We start from the raw sequence: 15,910 nt of genomic DNA, 5'->3' as shown, positions 1-15,910 counted from the left end.
ACTCGCGAGCGGGACGTGATCGACTTCTCAGAAAAACATGAGGAATCCCTCGCGTTAAAGTTGAGGAACCCCTCATGTTTTGCGAAGATGGTGGGACCGCCCGTCGATCCAGCGACGGCAGTGACGCCAAAGGGAACCACGTGACCACGTTCGACACCCCGCTCGCCGCCCACCAGTCCTCCGAGCGCCGCAGGGCCTCCGCGCTCGTCGACCGCCTGATGGCGGGGACGCCCTACGCGATCGCGTTCGGCGGACAGGGGGCCGCGTGGCTGGAGCCCCTGGCCGGGCTCATCCGCGACTTCGCCCTCGAGGCGGAGCTCGAGGCCCTCGTCGAGCGCGCCGAGGGACTCCTCGAGCCCGTCGCCCCCGAGCTGGCCCGTGTCGGCGTGACGTTCACGCCGCTCGCATGGGCCGACGTCCTCGCCTCGTCGGAGTCCGCCGACGACGAGGACGCCCCCGAGCTGCCGACCTCCGCGGTGCTGGATACACCCGGAGCGTCGGTGCCCGGCATCCTGCTGGCCCAGCTGGCCGGCATCCGCGCGCTGCGCCGCCAGGGCGTCGATCCCGAGACGCTCGCGCCGAGCGCCGTCATCGGCCACTCCCAGGGATACCTCGCGACGCAGTCGCTGGTGGGCGTCCCGGACGCCGAGCTGCTCGCCGTCGCGCGCCTGATCGGTGCCGCCGCCCAGCTCGTCGGTCGCCGCCGCGGCCTGCTGGGCGACACCATGCTGAGCGTCTCGAACGTCGTCCCGAGCCGGATCGACGAGATCCTCGCCGAGCTGCCGGCGTCGCTGCGCGTCGTGTCGCGCCTGCGCAACGGACGTCGCAGCGTCGTGCTGTCGGGCCCGGCCGAGGGCCTGCGCGTCGTCGAGGCTCGCTTCGACGAGATCGCCGCGGCCGAGAAGGCCGACCGCGACCGCAAGGTCTCGGGCGGCTCGCCGTTCGCCCCCGTCCTCGAGCCGCTGCCGTCGCAGCTCGCGTTCCACCACCCCGACCTGGCCGAGGCCGCCGACCTCGTCGCGACCTGGGCGGCCGCGTGCGGCATCGACGCCGACACGGCCCGCTCGCTGACGATGCGCTCGATCGTCGACCCCGTCGACTGGGTCGCCTCGCTCGAGCACGCGATGGACTCCGGTGCGTCGTGGGTGCTCGACCTCGGCCCGGGCGACCTCGCCGCGCGCCTGTCGGCCCGTGAGCTGCAGGTCCGCGGCGCCTCGGTCGTCGCCACGACGACGCGTCGCGGCCACCGCGAGCTCACCGCCGCCGGTGCCGCCCCGCGCCCGTCGACCCCGTGGTCGGCGTACGAGCCCACCGTCGTGACGCTCGCGGACGGCTCGCTGCACGTCGAGACCCGCTTCACCCGGCTGACGGGCAAGTCGCCCGTGCTGCTGGCCGGCATGACCCCGACGACGGTCGACCCCGCCATCGTGGCGGCCGCCGCCAACGCCGGCTTCTGGGCCGAGCTGGCCGGTGGCGGACAGGTGACCGAGCAGATCTTCGCCGAGAACGTCGAGCGCCTGGGCGAGCTGCTGACGCCCGGCAGCACGTACCAGTTCAACTCGCTGTTCCTCGACCCGTACCTGTGGAAGCTGCAGCTGGGCCAGAAGCGCCTCGTGCAGCGGGCGCGGGCCGCGGGCTCGCCGGTCGACGGCGTCATCGTGACGGCCGGCATCCCCGAGCTCGACGAGGCCGTCGCCCTGGTCGAGGAGCTCACCGAGGCCGGCATCACGCACGTCGTCTTCAAGCCGGGCACGGTCAAGCAGATCCGCCAGGTCGTCGCGATCGCCAAGGCCGTCGCGCCGACCGCGGTCCACGTCCAGATCGAGGGCGGCAAGGCCGGCGGTCACCACTCGTGGGAGGACCTCGACGAGCTGCTGATCGCGACGTACGGCGACCTGCGTGCGCTCGACAACGTCGTGGTGTGCGTCGGCGGCGGCATCGGGACGCCCGAGGTCGCCGCGGCGTACCTGACGGGCGACTGGGCCGCGCGCCACGGCTTCCCGCGCATGCCGCTCGACGGCGTCCTGGTCGGCACCGCCGCGATGGCGACGCTCGAGGCCACGACCTCGCCGGCCGTCAAGCAGCTGCTGGTCGAGACGACCGGCACCGGCTCCTGGGTCGGCGCCGGCACGGCGAAGGGCGGCATGGCCTCGGGCCGCAGCCAGCTCGGCGCCGACATCCACGAGATCGACAACGCCGCGTCACGCACGGGGCGCCTGCTCGACGAGGTCGCGGGTGACGCCGAGGCGGTCGCCGCGCGCCGCGACGAGATCGTCGAGGCCCTCAACCGCACCGCGAAGCCGTACTTCGGCGACGTCGAGACCATGACGTACGGCCGGTGGCTCGCGCGCTTCCTCGAGCTGTCGGGCACGCCCGAATGGCTCGACGTGACGTTGCGCAACCGCTTCGTCGCGATGCTCCAGCGCGCCGAGGCGCGCCTGAACGAGGCCGACCGCGGCCCCATCGGGACGCTGTTCGGCGACGCCTCGACGGTGGACGACGGCGCCGCCGCGCTGCAGCGGCTGCGCGACGCCTACCCGGCCGCCGACGACGTCGTGCTGCACCCGGCCGACGTGCTGTTCTTCGTCGACCAGTGCCGCACGCCCGGCAAGCCCGTCAACTTCGTGCCGGTCCTCGACCAGGACGTGCGCCGCTGGTGGCGCTCGGACTCGCTGTGGCAGGCGCACGACGCCCGCTACACCGCCGACGAGGTCTGCATCATCCCCGGGACCCTCGCGGTCGCCGGCATCGACCGCGTCGACGAGCCCGTCGCCGAGCTGCTGCGCCGCTTCGAGGACGCCGCGATCGACGGCCTGCTCGCCTCGGGCCGCTCGCCGCAGCGCGTCGCGGGCCGCCGCCGCGTCGACGACGACGCCGCCGAGGCGCTGTCGCTGGTCCTCGCCGCGACCGACCTCGTGTGGGCCGGTCGCACGGTCCGCAATCCCGTCCACCGCCTCGGCGCCGGCTGGGTCGTGGTCGATCCGCAGCGCGCCGAGCACCCCGAGACGGGTGCCACGCTGGTGCAGGTCTCGGCCGACGTCGCCGAGCTGACGGTGCCGATGGCGCGTCCGCTGACGCTGCGCATCGCGGTCGACCGCTCGGTCCTCGTCGGTGCCGCCCCGGTCGTCACGACCGACGCCGCGGCCGAGGCGATGGGCGCCCTGGTCGTCGGTGCCGCGGGCGGGACCGTCCCCTCGGTCTCGGCCGGTCGCGCGTCCGTCACGGTCGAGTGGGACCCCGACCTGGTCGCCGACCACGCCGGCGTCACCGGTGGCTCGGTGCCGACGCACCCCGTGCCCGACGTGCTCGTGGGTCTCGCGTGGCCGTCCGTCTTCGCCGTCCTCGGCGACGCGTCCACCGCCGACGGCACGCCCGTCATCGAGGGCATGCTCGACCTGGTGCACCTCGACCACGCGATCCGCCTGACCGGCACGCTGCCGCTCGCGCCGACGCAGCTCACGATCTCGTCGGTCCTGGACTCGATCGAGGACACCGACTTCGGCCGGGTCGTCGCGGTCGACGTGACCGTGACCTCGGCGAGCGGCGACGTCGCGACCCTGCGCGAGCGGTTCGCGATCCGCGGCCGCACGGGCGCCGGCCAGCTGGCCGACCCCGAGCGTGCCGGCGGCTCGCTCGGCGACGACGTCCACGACACCCCCCGCAAGGGACGTGCCTCGGCCTCGCTCGTCGCGCCGACCGACCTGCGCGCCTTCGCCGCGGTGACGGGCGACCACAACCCGATCCACACCAGCGTCGCCGCGGCACGTCTGGCCGGCCTCGGGGACCCGATCGTCCACGGCATGTGGATCTCGGCCGCCGCGCAGCAGGTGCTCGCCGTCGGCGGCGCCGGCACGCGCCGCATCACGGGCTGGACGACCCGCTTCATGTCGCCCCTGGCCCCGGGTGCCCCGGTCGCCGTGCAGGCCGACCGCGTCGGCCTCGACGCCGGCGCCGAGGTCGTCGACGTCACGGTGCGCTCCGGCGGCGACGTGGTCATGTCGGCCACGGCGCGTCTCGAGGCCCCGCGGACGGCGTACGCCTTCCCGGGCCAGGGCATCCAGCACCCCGGCATGGGCATGGCGGCCTACCAGCGCTCGAAGGCCGCCCGCGAGATCTGGGACCGTGCCGACGCGCACACCCGCGAGGCCCTCGGCTTCTCGATCCTCACGGTCGTCCGCGACAACCCGACGACGTTCGTGACCCGCGGCGTCACCCACAAGCACCCCGACGGCGTGCTGTTCCTGACGCAGTTCACGCAGGTCGCGATGGCGGTGCTCGGTGCCGCGCAGATGGCCGAGCTGCGCGAGTCGGGGTCGTTCGTCGAGGGATCGGTCCTCGCGGGCCACTCCGTCGGCGAGTACAACGCGCTCGCCGCGGTGTCGGGCGTCATCCCGCTCGAGGCCGTCGTCGAGGTCGTGTTCCAGCGCGGCTCGGTCATGCACGGCCTGGTGCCGCGCGACGCCGCCGGCCGCAGCGACTACCGCCTGGCCGCGATCCGTCCGTCGCAGATCGGTCTGACCGACGCCGACGTCACGGCGTTCGTCGACGGCATCGCCGGCAGCACGGGCGAGTTCCTGCAGATCGTGAACTACAACCTGAAGGACTCGCAGTACGCGATCGCCGGCACCGTCGCGGGCCTGGAGGTGCTCGAGACCGAGGTCAACCGGCGCCGCGCCGAGTTCGGCGGCAAGGGTGCGTTCATCCTCGTGCCGGGCATCGACGTCCCGTTCCACTCCACGGTCCTGCACGGCGGCGTGCCCGACTTCCGCGACCGCCTGCGCGAGCTGCTGCCCGCGACGATCGACCCGACGATCCTCGAGGGCCGGTACGTGCCGAACCTCGTGCCGCGGCCGTTCACGCTCGACCGCGCGTTCCTGCAGGAGATCGCCGACCTGGTCCCGTCCGAGCCCCTCGACGAGGTGCTGGCCGACTACGACGCGTGGATCGCGCGCCCCGGCGAGCTGTGCCGCGTCGTGCTGATCGAGCTGCTGGCCTGGCAGTTCGCCAGCCCCGTGCGCTGGATCGAGACGCAGGACCTGTTCTTCACCTCGGTCGCCGAGGGAGGCCTCGGTGTCGAGCGATTCGTCGAGATCGGCGTCGGCCAGTCGCCGACCGTCGCGAACCTCGCGTCGTCGACGCTGAAGCTGCCGGGTCGCTTCGGCCCCGCCGTCCAGGTGCTCAACTTCGAGCGCGACAACGCGGCGGTCTTCTCGACCGACGAGGAGCAGGCACCCGTCGAGGACGAGGCACCTGCCGCGCCGGTCGAGGACGCCTCCGCGTCCGCCCCGACCGCCGCTCCCGCCGCCGCGTCGGCGCCGACGAGCAGTGGGCCGCGTCCCGCCGACGTGACGTACGACGCGTCCGACGCCACCCAGCTGCTGATCGCGTGGTGGACCAAGATGCGTCTGGACCAGATCGGTGCCGCCGACTCGATCGAGTCGCTGTGCGACGGTGCGTCGTCGCGCCGCAACCAGCTGCTGGTCGACCTGGGCGGCGAGCTGGGGCTCGGTGCCATCGACGGTGCCGCCGACGCCGACATCCCCGCGCTGTCGGCACAGGTCAAGGGCCTGGCCCGCGGCTACAAGCCGTTCGGCCCGGTGCTGACCGAGGCGATCGGCGACCACCTCAAGAAGGTGCTCGGCCCGACGGGCAAGCGCCAGGCCGCGATCTCCGAGCGCGTCACCGACGTGTGGCAGCTCGGCGCCGGCTGGGCGAGCCACGTGCTCGCCGAGCTCGCGATGTCGAGCCGCGACGGCTCGAGCGTCCGGGGCGGCGAGTTCGGCTCGCTGACCTCGATCGCGTCGGCCGCCGACGTCGACGCCGCGGTCGACGCGAGCGTCCAGGCCGTCGCCGCACGCCACGGCGTCAGCGTCGCGCTGCCGTCGACCGGCGGGGGAGAGGCCACGATCGACGCGGCCGCCCTCGGCGAGTTCACGGCGCAGATCACGGGCCCCGACGGCGTCCTCGCCTCCTCGGCGCGCCTCGTGCTCGACCAGCTGGGACTCTCGGCGGTGCCGACGGTCGTCGAGCCCGACGCCGCCGACGCCGAGGTGCTCGCGCGCGTCGAGTCCGAGCTCGGCAGCGACTGGGCCAAGCTCACGGCCCCGGCGTTCGACCCCCTCAAGGCGGTCGTGTTCGACGACCGCTGGGCCTCGGCCCGCGAGGACCTCGCACGCCTGGCCGTGGGCCAGACCGTCGACGCCTCGTTCGTGGGCGCCGGCGCGGTCGTGTCGGCCCAGGCCACGTGGTGGGCCGGTCACGTCGACGACGTCGACCTGGCCGAGCGCTTCCGGTCGATCGCCCGCGACGCGCTCGCGTCGACGGCCGGCCAGTGGTCCGACGACCTCGCGGTGGTGACGGGTGCCAGCAAGGGCTCGATCGCCGCCGGCGTGACGGCGCAGCTGCTCGCCGGGGGCGCCACGGTCGTCGCCACGACGTCCGGGCTCGACGCCCGCAAGCTCGCCTTCTTCAAGGACCTGTACCGGACGCACGCCGTCCACGGAGCAGCCCTGTGGGTCGTGCCGGCCAACATGGCCTCGTTCGCCGACGTCGACGCGCTCGTCGCGTGGATCAACGGCGAGCAGACGCAGACGCGAGCCGGTGCCACGACGGTGCTCAAGCCCGCCATGACGCCGACGCTGCTGTTCCCCTTCGCGGCCGGACGGGTCGCCGGTGACCTCACCGACGCCGGCAGCCGCACCGAGGTCGACATGCGCATCCTGCTGTGGTCGGTCGAGCGCCTCATCGGTGCGATGTCGGCACACGGCCAGGACCACGACATCGACGCGAAGCTGCACGTCGTCCTGCCCGGCTCGCCCAACCGCGGCATGTTCGGCGGCGACGGCGGCTACGGCGAGGCCAAGGCGTCGCTCGACGCGCTGGTCTCGCGCTGGTCGGCCGAGCGCACGTGGGGCGAGCGCGTGACGCTGGCCCACGCGATCATCGGCTGGGTGCGCGGCACCGGGCTGATGGGCGCCAACGACCCGCTGGTCGAGGCCGTCGAGGCCGCGGGCGTCCGCACCTGGACCCCGTACGACATGGCGGCCGCGCTGCTCGCGACGTGCGAGCCCGCGGCGCGCACCGCCGCGCTGACCGAGCCCCTGACGATCGACCTGACGGGCGGCCTCGGCGGCACGACGATCGACATGAAGGCGCTCGCCGAGGGCATCGAGCGTCCGGCGGCCGTCGCGCAGGACGACACCGCCACCATCACGGCGCTCGCCCCGTCGCCGGGGCAGCTCGACCGCGTCGAGCAGCTCGACTGGGCCCCCGTCGACACGCGCCCCGAGGACCTCGTGGTCATCGTCGGCGCCGGCGAGCTCGGCCCGTACGGCTCGGCCCGCACGCGCTTCGAGGTCGAGGTGTCCGACGAGCTGTCGGCCGCCGGCGTCCTTGAGCTCGCCTGGTCGACCGGCCTGGTCAGCTGGGACGAGCAGGGTGGCGGCTGGTTCGACACCGCGACGTCCGAGGCGGTCGACGAGGCCGACCTCGTGGAGCGGTACGAGGAGACGGTCCGCGAGGCCGTCGGCATCCGCCGCTACGTCGACGAGGGCGCGATGGTCGACAACACGGCCCCGCTGCTGACGTCGGTGTACCTCGACCAGGACCTGTCGTTCACGGTCGGCACCGAGGCCGAGGCGCGTGCCCTGCGCGACGCCGATCCCGAGCGCACCGTCGTCTCCGCCTCGGCGGACGGCGACTGGACCGTGACGCGCAAGGCCGGCACCGAGATCCGCGTGCCGCGCCGCATGAAGCTCACCCGCACGGTCGGCGGCCAGGTCCCGACGGGCTTCGACCCGACGGTGTGGGGCGTCCCGGCCGAGATGGTCGAGTCGATCGACCGCGTCGCGCTCTGGAACCTGATCTGCACCGTCGACGCGTTCCTGTCGAGCGGCTTCACGCCGTCCGAGCTCATGAAGTGGGTGCACCCCGCGCTCGTGGCCAACACGCAGGGCACCGGCATGGGCGGCATGCAGTCGATGCAGTCGCTGTACATCGACACGCTGCTGGGCGAGAGCAAGGCCAACGACATCCTGCAGGAGGCGCTGCCGAACGTCATCGCGGCGCACGTCGTGCAGTCGTACGTCGGCTCGTACGGTGCGATGGTGCACCCCGTCGCGGCCTGCGCCACGACGGCCGTCTCGGTCGAAGAGGGTGTCGACAAGATCCGGCTCGGCAAGGCGGAGTTCGTCGTGTCGGGCGGCTTCGACGACCTGAGCATCGAGGGCATCGTCGGCTTCGCGGACATGTCGGCGACTGCCGACTCGGCCGCGATGAGCGCCAAGGGGCTCGAGGACCGCTACTTCAGCCGCGGCAACGACCGTCGCTACGGCGGCTTCGTCGAGTCGCAGGGTGGCGGCACGATCCTCCTGGCGCGCGGCGACGTGGCGGCCCGCATGGGTCTGCCCGTCCTGGGTGTCGTAGCCTACGCCGGCTCGTTCGCCGACGGCGTCCACACGTCGATCCCGGCGCCCGGCATCGGTGCGCTGGCGGCGGGCCTCGGCGGACGCCGGTCGGCGCTGGCGCGCGGTCTGGCGTCGGTGGGCCTGACGGCCGACGACGTCGCGGTGCTGTCGAAGCACGACACGTCGACGGGCGTCAACGAGCGCAACGAGTCCGAGCTGCACGAGCGGCTCGCGGCGGCGATCGGTCGCAGCGACGGCAACCCGCTGTTCGTCGTGTCGCAGAAGACATTGACGGGGCACGCCAAGGGAGGTGCGGCGGCGTTCCAGATCATCGGGCTGTGCCAGGTGCTGACCGGAGGCGTCGTGCCGCCCAACCGCAGCCTCGACTGCGTCATGGACGACCTCGCCGAGCACGAGCACCTCGTGTGGCTGCGGGAGCCGCTCGCGACGGGTCAGCTCAAGGCCGGTCTGGTCACGAGCCTCGGCTTCGGGCACGTCGCCGGACTGCTCGCGATCGTCCACCCGCAGGGCTTCGTCGCGACGTTGTCGGACGACGAGCGCGACGCGTACCTGGCGCGGGCCGAGGAGCGTCTGATCGAGGGCCGCATGCGGCTCGTCCGGGCGATGTACGGCGGCGACCCGCTGTACTCGCGTCCGGGCGACCGCCGGCTGGGCTCGGCCGGCGTGCGCACGCGGGAGGCGGGCATGCTGCTCGACCCCGCGGCGCGCCTCGGCGACGACGGCGCCTACTTCGGGGCTGCCTGCGAGTGACGGTCGTCGGGGTCGGGGTCGACCTGGTCCACGTGCCGTCGTTCGTGGACCAGCTCGACCTGCCCGGCACGCGCTTCGAGGGCGTCTTCCTGCCCGGTGAGCTGCGCGACGCCCGGGGTCGCACGACCGACCCCGGGCGCCACCTCGCGGCCCGCTGGGCGGCCAAGGAGGCCGTCGTCAAGGCGTGGTCGGCGTCGATGCACGGGGAGGCACCCGTGGCGTCCGAGCACGTCCACCACCTGATCGAGCTCGTCGCCGACGCCTGGGGACGTCCGCGCGTCCGCCTGCACGGCGAGGTGGCCCGCCATCTGGCGGGCCACGCGCTCGAGGTCTCGCTGAGCCACGACGGCGACTACGCGATCGCCTACGTCGTCCTGTCGACCTGACCTCGCTCCGCGATCGCGGTTTACCACGGGACCGTGGTAAACCGCGTCCCCCCGGGGCAAGTCTTCCCCGGGGAGTTGCGCGTTCCCCCGGGCGGACGTCAGACGATCGTGGTGCGGTTGCGCGAGTGGAGTCGCCGCGACTGCGCCCGACCACGGTTGATGCGCAGAGCCGTGGCGGTGCCCTTCGCGCCGCCGAGGTCGGCCCAACCCCACCTGCTCATGCCCAGGGACTCGGCGCGGACCGCGTCCTCGCGCCACTTCTCGTCGACGAGTACCCGGCCCACGTCCGTGGCGTGGGGGTTGAGCCGTACTTCACGAGTCCGTCGAACTCGCCGGTGTGGTGGTCGTCGATCCAGGCGAAGTCGACCCGTGCCACCAGCACGCCACCGGACGTCACGATCTCCCACTGCAGCTCGGGACGGGGAACCCCGTTGCTCCACATCATGAACAGTGAGCGCACCTCGCCGACGGACTCGAGGCGAGGGTCGGCCAACCGGATCGACATCCGGGCGTTCCTCGTGCCGGGCCAGTGCTCGAACCTGCGTCCGTCGGCTTCCAGCTCCTCGCGCGAGATCCCGAGGTCGCGCATGGCCGAGGTGGCCAGGACCATGCCGCTCTCGATCCCCAGCAGGCTGCAGGACTCGAAGACCGCCCGGCGCGGCTCGATGACCTGGCGGTCGTCCACCTGCACGATGTCGTCCTCGACGTCGATGGAGCCCTCGTGATAGACGACGCCCGCTTCCGTTCGGCCGCGCCGGCCGTCGAGGACGGAGACGTGCACGGTGGTGAGGTCGGCACCCCACAGGTCGTGCCCGTGCAGTGCTGACGCGGACTGGTGCGTGGCGACCACGGCGGGCCCGAGCTTGTCGAGAACGGATCGAGTCAGCGTCGCGAGACGTTCGGGCGCGGACAGGAGGTCCCACACCGCGGCGAACACGTAGGTGCCGTGACGGACGCGACGCAGGACGCCGGCGCGGGTGGCCTGCCGGATGGCGGAGTCGCGGTAGCCGAGGTCGTTGAGCTGGTGACGCAGGAGGTAGCCGCCGTTGGCGTCTGCGATGCGGAGGAGATCGTCCATGTCGCCACGGTGGTGGCTCCTGCGCGTCGGCGATCCCCCTTCGCGACGGCCTGTGGACGAGACGAGGTCGCGCCGAGGCGGTGGACAACCCGTCCGCCCGGGGCAAGCTGCGTCCGCCCCCGGGAGACTTGCCCCGGGCGGACGGGGTTTACCACGGGACCGTGGTAAACCGCGGCGGGGAGGGTCAGCCGTGCTCGGCGCTGAGGAGGTAGGACGCCAGCAGGCGCTTGAGCTCGATGATCGACTCGCTGTGCTCCTGGCCGTCGCGGATCGAGAAGTTGAGCATCGAGTACGCGACGTGCACCAGCACCTCGGCCATGATCGTGCGGCGCTCGCGGGGCGTGCCCGGCGTCAGGGGCGCCAGGGCCCGCGCCACCTCGAAGGCCAGCTCGCGCTCGGTGACGGCGGCGGTGGCGCGCGTCGCGGGCGTCGACTGCACCGCGAGCCACACCGCGCGGCGGGACGGGTCGCGCACCCACAGGGCCGCCAGGTGGTCGACCAGGCGGTCGAGGAACTTGAGCCAGTCGAGCGTCGGGATGGCCTCGGCGAACGACCACAGCTCGCGCCGCACCGCGACGGCGTCGACGCGGTCGAGCTCGCACACGATGACGTACTTGTTCTGGAAGAACTGGTAGAGCGTGCCGATCGGCAGCCCCGCCCGCGACGCGACCTCCTCGCACGTGAACGACTCGAACCCGACCTCGAGCAGGAGCTCGCGCGACACCAGGAGCAGGTGGTCGAACTTCTTGTGGCTCCGCTCCTGCGTCGGGCGGCGCCGGGGTTCGAGGATCTCGGCCGTCACGCGCGCCACCCTAGCGTGAAGCGGCGAGACCTGCCTCGATCAACGGGCCGATCGCGTCACCGATGCCGTCGAAGCCGCTGCCGACCGTCTGGCCGTGCGCGTGACGGTAGTGGATGCCCTCGAGGATCACCGCGAGCTTGAAGTACGCGAGCGACAGGTGGTAGCCCATGTCGCTGACGTCGCGTCCGGAACCGGCCGAGTAGCGGGCGATGACGGCGTCGCGGTCGAGGTAGCCGGGGGCGTTGGCGGCATCGGTGACGAGGGCGCCGGAGCCGGGGTTGAGCTCGGCCAGACCCTGGTAGGCCAGCATCAGGGCGACGTCCGACAACGGGTCACCGAGCGTGCTCATCTCCCAGTCGAGCACCGCGGTGATGCGGTCGTCCTGCACCAGCGCGTTGTCGAGCCGGTAGTCGCCGTGGACGATCGTGCCCTCGCCGCTCTCGGGCACCCCCGCGTCGAGGTGGGCGACGAGCTCGTCCATGCCGGGCAGCTCGCGGCTCGTCGATGCCGCGAGCTGCTTCTTCCAGCGCGACACCTGCCGTCCGATGTAGCCGTCGGGCCGGCCGAACTCGCCGAGCCCCACGGCGCGGTAGTCGACGGCGTGCAGGTCGACGAGCGTGTCGACGAGGCGCTCGCTGATCAGGCGCGTGCGCTCGGGGCCGAGCGGCTCGAGCTGCGACGCGCGGCTGTAGGGGGTTCCCTCCACGCGCTCCATGACGTAGAACGGCGCGCCGATGACGTCGACGTCGTCGCACAGGGCGACCATCGCGGGCACCGGCACGGGGGTCGACGTCAGCGCCGCCATGACGCGGTGCTCGCGCGACATGTCGTGGGCCGTCGCGAGCACGTGCCCCAGGGGCGGACGCCGCACGACGTACTCGTGCGTGCCGTCGGTGACCAGGTAGGTCAGGTTCGACTTGCCGCCGGTGATCAGCGACGCCTCGAACGGTCCGGCGACGGCGTCGGCCGAGACGCTCGCCAGCCAGTCGGCGACGGCGCGCGTGTCCAGCCCCTGGGGGTCGGTGCTCATGGTGGCGTCAGTCCTTCGGTCCGCCGGCGACGTAGATGACCTGGCCCGACACGAAGCCGGCGCCCTCGCTGACGAGGAACGACGCCGTGTGGGCGATGTCCTCGGGCTGGCCGACGCGCTGGACGGGGATCTGGTCGGCGCTGAACTTGATGAAGTCGTCGAAGTCGACCTTCATGCGGGCGGCGGTCGCGGCCGTCATGTCGGTCTGGATGAAGCCCGGTGCGATCGCGTTGGCCGTGACGCCGAACTTGCCGAGCTCGATCGCGAGGGTCTTGGTGAAGCCCTGCAGCCCGGCCTTGGCGGCGGAGTAGTTGGCCTGGCCGCGATTGCCGAGCGCCGACGTGCTCGACAGGTTGACGACGCGCCCGTAGCCCGCCTCGGTCATGTGCTTCTGGGCGTACTTCGTCATGAGGAACGAGCCGCGCAGGTGCACACCCATGACGAGGTCCCAGTCCTCGACCGTCATCTTGAACAGCAGGTTGTCGCGCAGGATGCCGGCGTTGTTGACCAGGACGGTCGGGGCGCCGAGCTCGGCGGCGATGCGGTCGATCGCGGCTTTGACCTGCTCCTCGTCGCTGACGTCGGCGCCGACGGCCAGGGCGCTGCCGCCGGCCGCGGTGATGGCGTCGACGGTCGACGCGCACGCGGACTCGTCGAGGTCGACGACGGCGACCTTGAAGCCGTCGGAGGCGAGGCGCTGGGCGACGGCCGCGCCGATGCCGCGGGCGGCTCCGGTCACGATCGCGGTACGGGATTCGGTCACGGTGTTCTCCTCGGGGCCATGTGTTCTAAGCGCTTGCTTAGTCAGGACTCCAGCACGTTATCGCACCGACGGGGGAGTGCGCGAGATCACCGGGCGACACGTCGGAGGAATATGAGGGGTTCCTCATCTTTGTGTATAGTTGAGGAAAACCTCATGTTCTAGGAGTCGATGTGCCGAAGCTCGATCGTCCGGTCGCCGCCCCGCCGGCCGAACCGCAGGCGCTGCCCGACCAGCGCAGCGTGCTCGCCGACCGTCGCGCCAGCCGCTTCGCGCGGGTCGAGCCCAAGGGCAAGCGCGTCTTCACGGCCCGCGAGCGCGCCGAGATGCTCGTCGACCCGGGTTCGTTCGTCGAGATGACGCCGATGCGCTCGGCGTCCCCCGGCGCCGGCAGCGGAGTCGTCTCGGGCTGGGGCACGACCGACGGCCACTCGGTCGTCGTCGTCTCGCACGACGCGGCCGTCGCCTCGGGTGCGATCGGTGCGGTCATGGCCGAGGCGATCCAGAAGGCGCAGCGCTTCGCGATCGACAAGGGCTACCCGATCGTCTACATCAACGACTCGGGTGGAGCGCGCATCCACGACGGCATCTTCGCGCTGCACGGCTGCGGCGGGATCTTCGCGCTGAACATCGAGGCGCAGAGCCGCATCCCGCAGATCTCGCTGATCCTCGGCCCGTGCGCCGGTGCCGCGGCGTACTCCCCGGCGCTCACGGACTGGACGATCATGGTCAAGGAGCAGGGGCAGATGTTCCTGACCGGCCCCGACATCGTCAAGGCCGCGACGGGCGAGGACGCCTCGGCCGAGGACATCGGCGGCTCCGCGCTGCACACCAAGGTCAGCGGCGTGGCCCACCTCGAGGTCGACAGCGAGGAGGACGCCTTCGACGCGACCCGTCTGCTGCTGTCGTTCCTGCCGACGCACAAGGGCGGCGCGCAGAAGCGCCACGACCCCGTGCCGGCCAACCCGCACTCCGTGGCGGCGCTGCCGACCCTGGTGCCCGAGAAGTCCAGCATCGTGTTCGACATGAACAAGCTGCTCGACGGCGTGCTCGACAACGGCGCCCGCCTCGAGCTGATGCCCGAGCACGCCCCCAGCATCCTGACGCTGTTCGCCCGGATCGACGGTCACGCCGTCGGCGTCCTGGCCAACCAGCCGAACGCACGCGGCGGCATCCTCGACTCGAAGGCGTCGGTCAAGGCCGCCCGCTTCGTCGAGTTCTGCGGACGCTTCGACCTGCCCGTGCTCACGTTCGTCGACGTGCCCGGCTTCCTGCCCGGCACCGTCGAGGAGGGGCGAGGCGTCATCACGCATGGCGCCAAGCTCCTCAAGGCGTACGTCGACACCAAGAGCCCCAAGCTCACGGTCGTCGTCCGCAAGTCGTACGGCGGCGCGTACATCGCGATGGGGTCGGCGTCGCTCGGGGCCCACGCCAACTGGGCGTGGGCCAACTCCGAGATCGCCGTGATGGGTCCCGGTGGCGCCGTCGCGCTGCTGCACCGTCGCGCGCTCAAGGAGGCCGAGGAGCCGACGGTCCTGCGCGACGAGCTCGCCGCGGTCTACCGCGAGGAGGTCGCCCGGCCGTACCTGGCCGCGGAGGCCGGCATCGTCGACGACGTCATCCTCCCGGAGGAGACTCGCGACCGCATGGTCGCCGCGCTGCGCATGCTGACGCACGGATCGGGGGCATGATGCACCTCGCCCGTGCCGAGATCGTGTCGAACGTCTGGAAGATCGAGGCCCGCGAGGGCGACCAGGTCGGTCCCGGTGACGTCCTGGCGGTGCTGGAGTCCATGAAGATGGAGATCCCGCTCGTCGCGACCGTCAACGGCCACGTCAGCAGGATCCTGGTCGAGCTCGGCCAGATCGTGCAGGAGGGCGACCCGATCGTCGAGATCGACGAGACCGCCGGCGCCTGACCGTCCGGGCCCCGTCTGACATCATCGGCGGCGTGCACGAACACCTCGTCCCGATGCGCTGGGCAGACCTCGACTCGCTGCAGCACGTCAACAACGTCGTCTACCTGGCCTACGCCGCCGAGGGCCGCGCCGCGATGGTCGCCGACGGTGCCCTCGCACCGGGCCTGACGCCCGTCACCATGACGGTGCGGTTCCTGCGGCCGCTGCGCCTCGGCCGGCGTCCCGTCCTGGTGGCCGGCACGGTCGACGGCGACGACGTCGTGCAGCAGATCGCGCTCGACGGCGAGGCGGGCCGGACGGTCTTCGCCGAGGTCACGACGACGATGGGCCGGCGCGCCGCGGCCGACGTGCACCCCGACGTCGCGACCCTGCCGATGAGCCTGCGGCGCGACGACCTCGACGCCGACGGAGCCGCGACCGCCACGAAGGTCTTCGAGCTGTTCCAGGAGACCCGCGTGCTGCACATCTCGTCGCTGCTGGCCACGATGCGACCCGGACGGTTCGTCGTCGGCACGTCGTCCGTGACGTTCCGCGACGACATCCGGTGGCGCCCCGAGCCGCTGCGGACGTCCGCCTGGATCAGCCGCGTCGGCAACGGGTCGTTCGAGATGCGCTCCGAGCTGTCGGACGGCACCGGGGTGCTGGCCGACTCGACCACGACGCTCGTGGGCTTCGACCCCGCCAGCCAGACGGCCAAGACCTTCGACGACGCCGAGCGCGACCAGCTGCGCTCGCTGATCCCCTAGCACCTCCCGACGGG

General features: G+C 72.5%; 10 protein-coding genes. 5 read left to right on the top strand and 5 right to left on the bottom strand.

Going from position 1 to position 15,910, the window contains the following annotated elements; genetic code table 11:
• Positions 1–140 precede the first annotated feature (140 nt).
• Together IFT73_RS12565 and IFT73_RS12560 are read left to right on the top strand one after the other, a co-directional pair.
• Positions 141–9,176, top strand: a complete 9,036-nt coding sequence (locus tag IFT73_RS12565; RefSeq protein ID WP_371811262.1) for a fatty acid synthase subunit beta domain-containing protein — start codon at positions 141–143, stop codon at positions 9,174–9,176.
• On the top strand, positions 9,173–9,562 hold the full coding sequence (locus IFT73_RS12560) for a holo-ACP synthase (RefSeq protein WP_192167920.1): 390 nt from the start codon (positions 9,173–9,175) through the stop codon (positions 9,560–9,562). The genes IFT73_RS12565 and IFT73_RS12560 overlap by 4 nt, the downstream gene beginning before the upstream one ends.
• A 98-nt stretch (positions 9,563–9,660) precedes the next feature.
• Here the strand turns inward: IFT73_RS12560 and IFT73_RS19315 are convergent, their stop codons facing one another.
• The 5 genes from IFT73_RS19315 to IFT73_RS12540 all read right to left on the bottom strand — a co-directional run bounded on the left by IFT73_RS19315 (position 9,661) and on the right by IFT73_RS12540 (position 13,235).
• Positions 9,661–9,783 (bottom strand): hypothetical protein, encoded by a 123-nt coding sequence (locus IFT73_RS19315; protein ID WP_256435514.1) that lies wholly within the window; start codon positions 9,781–9,783, stop codon positions 9,661–9,663.
• A complete protein-coding gene (locus tag IFT73_RS12555) occupies positions 9,780–10,640 on the bottom strand; it encodes a type IV toxin-antitoxin system AbiEi family antitoxin domain-containing protein (RefSeq protein WP_192167919.1) in 861 nt (286 codons plus the stop codon). Before IFT73_RS12555 ends, IFT73_RS19315 begins: the two co-directional genes overlap by 4 nt.
• 184 nt (positions 10,641–10,824) lie before the next feature.
• Positions 10,825–11,442, bottom strand: a complete 618-nt coding sequence (locus tag IFT73_RS12550) for a TetR family transcriptional regulator (protein ID WP_235502089.1) — start codon at positions 11,440–11,442, stop codon at positions 10,825–10,827.
• Positions 11,443–11,452: 10 nt separating this feature from the next.
• Positions 11,453–12,472 (bottom strand): phosphotransferase family protein, encoded by a 1,020-nt coding sequence (locus IFT73_RS12545; RefSeq protein ID WP_192167918.1) that lies wholly within the window; start codon positions 12,470–12,472, stop codon positions 11,453–11,455.
• Between the two features lie 7 nt (positions 12,473–12,479).
• Complete coding sequence (locus tag IFT73_RS12540; protein WP_056611465.1) at positions 12,480–13,235, bottom strand: SDR family NAD(P)-dependent oxidoreductase; 756 nt, start codon at positions 13,233–13,235, stop codon at positions 12,480–12,482.
• Between the two features lie 170 nt (positions 13,236–13,405).
• On the opposite strand from IFT73_RS12540, the gene IFT73_RS12535 reads away from it, so the two are divergent.
• From IFT73_RS12535 to IFT73_RS12525, 3 genes are read left to right on the top strand one after another with little or no spacing between them, the layout of a single operon-like run.
• Entirely contained in the window at positions 13,406–14,923 is a 1,518-nt protein-coding gene (locus IFT73_RS12535; protein ID WP_371811261.1) for an acyl-CoA carboxylase subunit beta, read from the top strand.
• Positions 14,920–15,150, top strand: coding sequence for a biotin/lipoyl-binding carrier protein (locus tag IFT73_RS12530; protein WP_056611469.1), 231 nt, complete (start codon positions 14,920–14,922; stop codon positions 15,148–15,150). The genes IFT73_RS12535 and IFT73_RS12530 overlap by 4 nt, the downstream gene beginning before the upstream one ends.
• A 32-nt stretch (positions 15,151–15,182) precedes the next feature.
• Positions 15,183–15,896 (top strand): thioesterase family protein, encoded by a 714-nt coding sequence (locus IFT73_RS12525; protein ID WP_192167917.1) that lies wholly within the window; start codon positions 15,183–15,185, stop codon positions 15,894–15,896.
• Positions 15,897–15,910: the final 14 nt, after the last annotated feature.

Origin of the sequence: Aeromicrobium sp. CFBP 8757 (genome assembly GCF_014841755.1) — a bacterium.
GTDB lineage: Bacteria > Actinomycetota > Actinomycetes > Propionibacteriales > Nocardioidaceae > Aeromicrobium.
The sequence above is the reverse complement of the archived record's forward strand: the minus strand, read 5'-3'. Positions and strand labels throughout refer to the sequence as shown.

What these genes read in the sequence shown, in the direction of transcription:
- IFT73_RS19315 (WP_256435514.1), bottom strand. Translation starts at nt 9,783, where the DNA reads ATGAGCAGGTGGGGTTGGGCCGACCTCGGCGGCGCGAAGGGCACCGCC.
- IFT73_RS12530 (WP_056611469.1), top strand. Translation starts at nt 14,920, where the DNA reads ATGATGCACCTCGCCCGTGCCGAGATCGTGTCGAACGTCTGGAAGATC.
- IFT73_RS12545 (WP_192167918.1), bottom strand. Translation starts at nt 12,472, where the DNA reads ATGAGCACCGACCCCCAGGGGCTGGACACGCGCGCCGTCGCCGACTGG.
- IFT73_RS12555 (WP_192167919.1), bottom strand. Translation starts at nt 10,640, where the DNA reads ATGGACGATCTCCTCCGCATCGCAGACGCCAACGGCGGCTACCTCCTG.